Consider the following 7,742-nt stretch of genomic DNA (forward strand, 5'->3'; position numbering starts at 1 on the left):
TGAGCAGCGCTGTAACCGTTCACAATCCCATTGGCGGAGGCCCAGGTCACCGCGTCAGCGAACCAATCGTTGGAAGCCACGTCCGCAAAGCTCTCGGAGCCGCTCACCTCTGGTTTGCCCGCCATCGCGTACAAGGTCTGCACCACCATGGCACGGGTCAAAGTGTTATTAGGCGCAAAGGAACTGCCGCTGACGCCAGTCATCAGGCCGTTGTCATAGACATACTCCACCGCCTCGGCATACCAGGCGCTGGAGGACACGTCGTTGAACATGTTCTCATCCTGGCTGGGCTGGTCGGGCTGATCCGGCTGCTGGGGCCGGCTGCTGGAACTGCCGCCGCCTCCGCCGCCGCTGGAGCGGCTGTCAAAGGCGTCCTCATCCGCCACCACGTAGATGGCCTCAGGGGAGGTAAACTGGGCGTTCTTCTCGCCGTCGCCGAAGAGGAAGAAGCCGCGATCCTCAATCTGGCCGCGATCCGGGAAAGGATTCTCGTGGGTAGCCAAATATTCGTCGTTCAGCTTGTACAGGTCGGTCTTGGACTCGGCCACCACCGTGGACACACCTTCATAGGCGCCGTCTGTAATGGCCAGATTAACCGCCACATAGACCGAATTGGGGTCCTCCTCCGTGGTGCGCACGGAGTAGAACTGGTCCTCATCCTCACCGCTGGACAGCGTCAGAGGAATGGCTTCGCCATCTTTCTGGATGTAGAAGGTCAGGTCGTCCAGACCGTTTCTCACGAAGTTGTTCCAGCCGGAGTTGCTCACGCCGTCAGGACGCTCCACCTTGAACTCCAGGCGCATGGGCATCACAAAGGTGTTTTCCAGGAAATCGGGGTCATCCAGGGGCAGGTACACGCCGCCTTCCCCGTGGCCGGCGTCGTAAGCGGCCTGGGTGAAGGAGCTGTTGCCCCGCTCTTTCCACATGTGGATGTCGAACTTGGTAGCGCCCAGGAGGAAATCGTCACCCAGATCAGCCGCCACATCGGCAGAGGCGTCCTGATAGGTGCCAACAGTGATGTCCAGCAGGTCCAGTTCCGCCCGTTCGGAGTTCAGGCCGGGGATGTCCGCCCACATGAGCTGAGCGCCCGCCGCGTCGGAATAGCGGGCCATCTCCAGCATTCCGTCCGCCATCATCTTGGTCATCTCCACAATGGAGTCCACCTTGATGCGCTCGTTGGCGGAGTGCCACCAGCGCTCGTTGCCGGGAATCACCGCGCCGAAGGCGGTCATCTTATTGGTATAGTTGCTGGCCAGGGTGCCGCCGGTGGTGCCGACGGGGTAGGACAGACTCAGCAGATCGTACACGTCGGCGAAGGCCTCCGGGTCGCTCTGCATCGTGGCCAGGTAGCTGGCCAGCTGCAGGTCAATGAGGGGATTATCGTGATCGGCGTACAGAGTAGGATCAGAAAATTCGTTGAACCCGCCTTGGAGTTCAAAACCCCAGTCCTCCCAAGACTCAGTTACTGCATCAACGGCAGTATTGTAGTCCTGCGCATTGGTGTGCATGCTCCGCACATAGAGAGGGATCTCCAGTGCCCCGGTTTCCGGATCATAGAAGGAGACTAGGTCGTAGGTACCCTGGATCCCGCCCATCAGAGCGAAGGTCAGGTTGGCTACGCCGCTGTCCGGGTTACGGAGCAGGTTCTCCGGGATGCCCATGTACCGGCCGATGTAGGCCTCACCCTCAGTGTAGTTCTGGAAGAACAGGGCGGTGATGCCGTCGGCAGCCTGCTTGAGCTTCATATCCTCGGCAGTGATGCCCTGATCGCCCAGGGCCTCGGAGATGAGGTACATCCCCCACACCACGGCGTTCTTGCCGTACTGGGGCGTGGGCATCTCCATGGCCACGTCGGTGTTGATGGTGAGCACCACCGCGTCCTTCTCCGTGTCGTAAACAGCGGAGACCTTAGCCGTCTCACCCTCAGCGGTGGGGAGCCAGCCCCGCTCAGTGGCGGCGGCCTCCACGCTGGCGATGAATTCCTCGTTCGCCTCCGCGTACGGGGAAGCCTGGAGTTCAAACACCGCCTTAGAAGCGATCTGGGAGGTGCTGCCGTGGACGATATCTTTCAAGGTGGGATCGCCCTCTCGCTCCGTCACGTTGGCGCCGGCAGAAATCAGATGGTAGGGCTTGGCGGTGTCATCCCACAGGTTCATATATACCGTGGGAGTAGACGCTTTAGAGTTACCAACCACCACCGGGAACCGGGAGTCAGAGGTATACGCCGCAATGGGAATCTCCTCCCGGTTCAGGGATTTGTAGGACCAGTTATCGTAGAAGCTGGGATTGGAGGTGTAGTAGGGGATGTCCATGTAATCCAGAGTATCCTCTACGGTAGGCACGCCGGGGTTGCTGTCCTCATAGGCGCCCATGACGATGCGGATACGCCGGTCAAAGGACACCCCAGAGTCCATCAGAGCCTTGGCGGCAAACAGGGTAGCCAAGGTGGGGCCGCTGTCATCCTGCACGCCCGCACCGTACAGCCAGCCGTCACGCACATAGGGGGTATGATAGGCGGTAGAGCTCTGGTTCCCATCATAATCTACCCAGCGAGATAGTTGCTCTTCCGAAATAGAGGCCGTGGGCGAATCCAAATGGCTCAGGGCCATAACCATTTCGGGCGCGTCGGGGTCGCCGATCTCAACATAGACGTACTTGTCGTCCTGGCGGTGGACCACGACCTCAAAGCCCAGGTCCTTGGCCAGCTGCTCTACCCAGGCCAGCTTGGCGGTCTTGCGGTCACCCTCATTGCGGTTCGCCTCGGTATTTGGTACCTCAAAGGGATATTCGGTGGGAATTGATCCCGCCGCTCCAGGGCCGTGTGAGATGGAGTCATAGCTGGACCCGGTGGCCAGTCCGCCCACCAAGGTCAGGGGGTCATAGGTTCCATCGCCCACGACCATGTCGCCGATGTAGCCGCTCAAATCATCCACAGCGTCGTGAATGGCTTCCCGCTCCTCAGGGGTAATTGTGACTTGGTACTCCGTCTGGGGACCGTTTTCGCCGGGTTCAATGGCCATGGCCGGAACGGCCAGGGAAAGCACCATGGATAGGGTCAACGCTCCACTGAGTAACTTCTTCACTTCAATGCCTCCTTTGATTATCGATTTGTCTGGTTTTCCCTGCACAACACTACGCCGTTGGCAATCGCATCACCTGCACTCCCTTCCTCTGGCTCCAGCCAGGCTCACACAACAATTAGGCCGCCCTGGGCAGTTTCTGGCAAACAAACCATCTGTTGATTGCCGATTCCTGAAATTATGCTGAAACACTGTAACTATTATAACACTGCGCCGGTTTTGTTTATATTGCTGTAATACATCAAAATTAACGTAGATATATATCTATATTGCACAACAATATCCTGTTTTTTCTTAAAATATCCAAGTATCTGGAAGAATTGGATGGAACCATCCAGCTGGCTTTTTCACATAAGGCATGATGGTCTATCCGCGCCGCAGCCGTGAACCGCGCCGCATTTCTGGGCCATATTTTTTCATATTTAAAGATTCTATCAGTATCCTTCACTCCTTGCATTTCTTTTCAGAAATGATATAATTTTAAACAGAACACACAGAGAATGGGATGACGGAAAGGATAATTTGTTCCGTAGGATGTCTATCGTTTCATTGAAAGCAGGTGATGTAGGAATGGGTCCATAATTCTCGTTTTCTGACCGTCAGCGGCCTGTCCAGCCGCTCTGTCATGACCAAGCGGTTGGACCACTCAACAGCAATCCGGCAAACGTATTTTCATGTGACGAGCGTCTCCGCGTTTCGTTCAAAATTTTTTTCGTCATGGAATCCAGTTTTTTGAAAGAAACGTAAATTGTTCCTGTGCCATATAGCGTCAAAATTTTGATATGTCATGGAGAGATGAAATATGAAGCTATTTGCGCGAAAACAAAAGAGCAGGAGCCTTCGCCTGGCTGCGGTCATACTCCTGCTGGCCGCTTTTTTGTCCAACAGCACAATGCTCGCTTACGCGGCGGAGGGCACGGCCGGCGACCCGGCCGGATACTCCTTTGCCATAAACGGCGCGGAGTTTACCCTTACGCCTGACACAGCTCCCTACCTCGCAGCCTCAGACGGCCGCGGGTCCGTGGAGATCGCCACCGAGGACGCCGCGGTCATCTGGACCGACCTGGGCGGCGCGGGAAGCGGCGCGCTGACGGAGGGGATGCTGGAGGGATTGGAGGGTGTGGACTACTCCCTCTCCGGCAACACGCTGACCGTCGCGGGCTACCCCATTACCGTCCGGGACGACAGCGCCAGCGGAACGCCGGTGGCGGACGGTTCCACGACGACCTATGATTTCCGGGACGGAAGCGTTGTCTCCACGCTCTATCAAGCGTATCCCATTAAAAACGGAAAGAGCGTCTCTTCCTCCGATAAACTGCTGACTTTGACCGGTAACAACAACATCTCCTATAACGGCGGCCAGCACGGCATTCAAATTTCACGAACCGATACGGTCAGTGTTAAAGTTGCAGGCAATGCAGCGATTACCTTATCGCTGTGCGCTTACGCTGCCGGAGACGGAGCGTTTACCGTAAGCGGCACTTCGGGCGGCACGATTTCCCCTTCAACAGTTACCGCCAAAGTCACCGAAGACGGGAATACGGCAACGGTCGCCTATGAGGGCGCTGCAACCACACTCACCTTCACTTACAGCGGCGGTTCCGGTTATATCCATTGGATATCTGTTGCAAATGAGGCGGAAGAAACAGAGATAACTGAACAAGAGGAAATGCCCTCCGTCGGCACAGGCAGCGATGTAACCGTCACGCCCACCGGCCAGCGGCTGGCCATCTCCCAGAGCGGCGGCAGCCTCAGTACGTCGGGTTCTTCAACGCCTGAAGGGGTAGGATACTACGGCTTTGACCCCACTTCAGATTTGAACGCTCTGGAAGCTGACGTCACATTGACCAACTGCGGCGGCAGCAGCGCCTATGGTATTTTCCTCGGTGCTTATGACCTTTCCGCGCAGCGTATTGCGGTTGCTGGGATCCGCAACTCCACCAATCTGCGCTGCGTCTATTCGAATCCAAATAATGACTACTACCTTGGCGCCGGCGGTTTTAATGAGACAATCCGCGCGGGAGAAACCGTACACATCCAAGCAGTGAAAACAGCGGACCGGCTGTCCGTCACCATGACCACGGACGGCGGCGGCGAATATACCGCGGATCTTCCGTACACCAACAGCGAAAACTGCCAGCTCGGCTTTGTGGTGGCCAACGCCGCCGCCACCGTAACCAACATGGTCTACAAGACCGAGGACGGCGCCGTGCTGTACGACCAGAACGACTGCTATGCCCCCGTCGGCCAGGCTCCGGTGGTGACCGCTGTGGAAGCGGCGGCTACGGGAACCCGGGAGGCTATCATGATCAGCTGGCGCATCAGCGCCGCGGCCAGCGGCGACGGCTATTATCTGGTGGAAGCGCAGCACGACGATGGTCCTTGGACAGAAATTGCCCGAACCACAGAAACGTCCTACACCTATCCGATCTCCGAGGGCGGCATTTACCAGTTCCGTGTCTCCGGAGGCCTTGGCGAAAGCGGCCAGGGGACCAGTCCGGTCATTTCTGAGCCCATAGACATTCTGCGCGCCTTGGAGACTCCCGTGCTGACGGCGGAGGCAGGCGCGGACCGCGTCACACTCTCGTGGGATGCGGTTGCCGGAGCCGCCAGCTATGACGTCTACCGCACCTCCCATGATGCGGCGGTACAGCTGCTTTACACCGCATCGGAGGAAGAGACGTCCTATACCGATACCGCAGTTACAGCGGAAGTCCCGTACTACTATTACATAACCGCCCGCTCGGCGGGCAACTGGAGCAATCCCTCCCCCACTGTCTGGGCAATGCCTTCCGCCGGCCATACCGGAGCCTATCTCCCGGCGGAGGAGAGCGCGCACTTCACTTTGACCCAGGGTGCAGCGGAGACCGTGTTCTCCGACGCGCTGACGCTGGCCGGCACGGTGGACCGCGCCGGTGTCGTCCGCGCATATCTGGGCGGGACGCAGCTTGGAGACGACCAGACCGTCAGCGCGGGCGGCTCCTTCTCCTATGATTTGACGCTGGCGCAGGGCGGCAACACTGTCACACTCATTCTCACCGACACGGACGGCGGCTGGTCCCGAGCGGTTTACAACTACTACTATCTGCCAATGAACAGCCAGTCCGTCGGCGGGATTGTAGACGCGGCCTATACTGGCGTGGACGGCGCGCAGGATACAAACGGCATCCCGAACTACCGCACCGTGCAGGCGGCGGTAAACGCGGTCCCGATGAATAACCCTTCGGAAACTGTGATTTTCGTCCGCGCGGGCGACTATGAGGAACGCCTGGTGGTCGACGCTCCCAACATCACCCTAATCGGCGAGGGGGAAAATACCCGGATTCACTGCTATCCGGCGGATCTTTATGAGAATCCAGATCCGAACCAGCCCGGCTATGAAGCGGGCGGCGATATGACCATGCGCTGCGCCACCTATATTCAGAGCACAGCCCTTAATTTCCATGCGGAAAACCTCAGTTTCGCCAACGACTACGTCTACGATTCCGTACAAACAAGCAACCAGTCTGCCGACGCTCTGCGGTGCGACGCGGACGGAGCTCGTTTTGTGAATGTAACCATCTCCGGCGTGCAGGATACCCTGTACCTGCATCAAGGAGTTCAGACCTTCACCAACTGCCGGATTGAGGGGCTGATCGACTTCATCTACTCTGGCGACAAGGCGCAGGTACTGTTTAACGACTGTGAGATTGTCTTTGTCTACATACCCACCCACGCGGAGAGCGGCATCATATGCGCGCCACGGACGGCGGCCGACGCCGATTGCGGCCTGGTGTTCTACCGCTGCTCAGTGACCGCGGAAGAGGGCTGTGCAGGCGGCGAGGCCGGCGAATTTTATCTTGCCCGACCCTGGGGAGCGGATGCGGCGGTCTATTGGATCGACTGCTACATGAGCGGCATTCTGTATGCGGCGCTTCCGTATGACGATATGAGCGGCAACTCCTATCAGGACGCCCGCTTCTATGAGTGCGGCTCCTACGGCCCGGGCTATACGGTCAATGGAGACCGCCGGCAGATTGCCCGCGCCCAGGCTCAGGAATTGCTGGCCATTTTCGGCGCGGCGGATGAGGAACCTCTTCCTGGCGCGCCGGTGAGCACACAACCCCCTGAAACGCCCGACACACCGTCGGGAGGCGGTTCCTCCGGCGGCGGCTCCTCCAGCGGCCGTCCAAACGCCTCGGTCAGCGGCACGGGCGGAACCGTATCCGCATCCAGCAGCGGAACCGTTACCATTACGCCGGACGAGGGGTATCAGATTTCCTCCATCACGGTCAACGGGAAGGCGGTAGCCATACCTGCCAACGGCAGATTGACAGGGCTGGATCGGAACGACGAAGTGATTGTCACCTTTGAGCGCATCCCGGAGGAAGAGCCGGAACCCGCGCAGGAACCCTTTGCCGACGTGACAGATGACGCCTGGTATGCGGACGCGGTGCAGTACGTCTATGACAACGGCCTGATGACTGGCGTCAGCGGCAGTTCCTTTGCGCCTAATAACACTTTGACCCGTGCGATGGTAGTGCAGACCTTGTACGCAATGGCGGACAAACCTAAGGTGAGCGGCTCCGAGAGCTTTGCGGACGTGGCTTCCAACGATTGGTTCGCTGACGCGGTGACCTGGGCCTCCGCCAATGGGATTGTGAACGGTTACAGCGCTGCTCA

Annotated in this window: 2 protein-coding genes; one reads left to right on the forward strand and one right to left on the reverse strand. The window is 58.3% G+C overall.

What is annotated here, in order from left to right; translation table 11 throughout:
* A partial coding sequence (locus B5F19_RS16015) for a M20/M25/M40 family metallo-hydrolase (protein WP_140394270.1) occupies positions 1–3,083 on the reverse strand: 3,083 nt, incomplete at its 3' end.
* Between the two features lie 799 nt (positions 3,084–3,882).
* Between B5F19_RS16015 and B5F19_RS16020 the strand changes: the two genes are divergently transcribed.
* On the forward strand, positions 3,883–7,742 hold a 3,860-nt coding region (locus B5F19_RS16020; RefSeq protein ID WP_204248354.1), incomplete at its 3' end, for a pectinesterase family protein.

It is taken from the genome of Pseudoflavonifractor sp. An184 (genome assembly GCF_002160305.1).
Lineage (GTDB): Bacteria > Bacillota > Clostridia > Oscillospirales > Oscillospiraceae > Lawsonibacter > Lawsonibacter pullicola.